Annotated in this window: 1 protein-coding gene; it reads left to right on the top strand. The window is 37.4% G+C overall.

Annotated elements, in window-relative coordinates:
* Positions 1–29: 29 nt before the first annotated feature.
* Positions 30–1,520, top strand: a 1,491-nt coding sequence (locus BAZSYMA_RS07645) for a C80 family cysteine peptidase (RefSeq protein WP_143243153.1), incomplete at its 3' end; no start/stop codon positions are given.

The raw sequence follows: 1,520 nt of genomic DNA, 5'->3' as shown, positions 1-1,520 counted from the left end.
AGATATTAGAAAACTTGAAACTAGGTTGTGTGAGCTCTAAAGGTTCATCTGATACCGGAACTGGCACTGGTACCGGCACCGGCACTGATATTGATACTGATATTATTGATATAGATAACATTCCAGATACCTTAACCAATGCACATATAGACTTCAATGACGCTGTTGGAGTGGGCTCATTTAAAACTGCCTACAATTTGAAAAATCAACCTGATTTATTGGTGTTATTATTACATTCAGAGGGTCAATCCAACGATATTGAAAATGAAGTAATGTGCTTAGAACAGCTAGAAGCGCTTGGTATGAAAACACCTAAGCGTTATAAGCAAATCACATTTGTAGACCAATCTACACCCAATTTTAATATCCAGCAACGCGGTTTGGTTGTGCAAAAGATTAAAGGTGCACGGGATATAAGATTAAGACGCAAAAAATATATTCAGCCTATGTCACAAGTGCTTGATAATTGCAATAACCAAACCTTAAAAGATGTCAAAAATTTGCAAAAAATATTTGCAAACAACCCCCATCTTTTTGTGCAGGATTTCCAAGGAGTTGTCTCTGAAGATGGTCAACTGTATGTGATAGATCCACAAAGTGTTGATTTGCATGAAAACAGCAAGCGTAATTCAAATATATTAGGTGCTTTACAGGGATTTGAGCAAACTATTTTAAAACGCCACAAGCGTTTTACTGACAAAGCGCTCAATCATATTACCTATATTGACAGCAGAATCTGGGAATCTTACAGCGATATACGAAAACAACAAATGTTGAGCGATCTACAAAAAGAAGACAATAAAGCCCTTGTTGCTTATAATTTTGCAACAAATGAAAAAGAAGTCATTCATGAACCAAGTGACAGTCAAAATCTAGACTTTGACACCATTGAAGTCATTACCCAAGATAACCAAAACCAAAATGTTGATTTAAGAAAAGAGAGTATTGATTTTATGAATCAACAAGGTTGGGTGAAAAGCAGAGATCTTATTTTCCGTGCAAACACCTTTGAGGGTCACGAAGCCTTAAACCTGAAAAGTAATGGCAAGAACAAATACAACATTATTCTGTCCATTGGCGAAGACAAGGTTACCAAAGACGCTGCCGCCGCATTGCTTGGTAAACACCCCGATACCAGTATTATTGCGACACTTGATGAGCAAGGAAAATTGGTTTTTCCAAAGGACAAAGCATTTACGCCTGATTCCAGTGTACGGATCAATATTGTTGGGCATTCAGAAACATTGGAAAAAGTGGGGGCGACAAAGTTAGCGAATTACACCGATCAATTAGTGCGACACTATAAAATAAATTCAACAGATAACTCCGCCTACTTAAATCGTGCTGCTTTGGTGGGTTGTAACAACGAAAAACTCAGTCAAGATTATGCCAATCAACTCTATACCCGAAAATATTTAAGAGACGCTAGCGTTACCGGTAGATTAGGTGATATGCATATAAATGAAGATGGCTCTAAAACAATGGGCGATCGTGATCAAAAAATCATTCATCGTTGGAAT

Origin of the sequence: Bathymodiolus azoricus thioautotrophic gill symbiont (assembly GCF_001298715.1) — a bacterium.
Taxonomy (GTDB): domain Bacteria; phylum Pseudomonadota; class Gammaproteobacteria; order PS1; family Pseudothioglobaceae; genus Thiodubiliella.
This window is presented reverse-complemented; position numbering and strand designations above follow the sequence as displayed.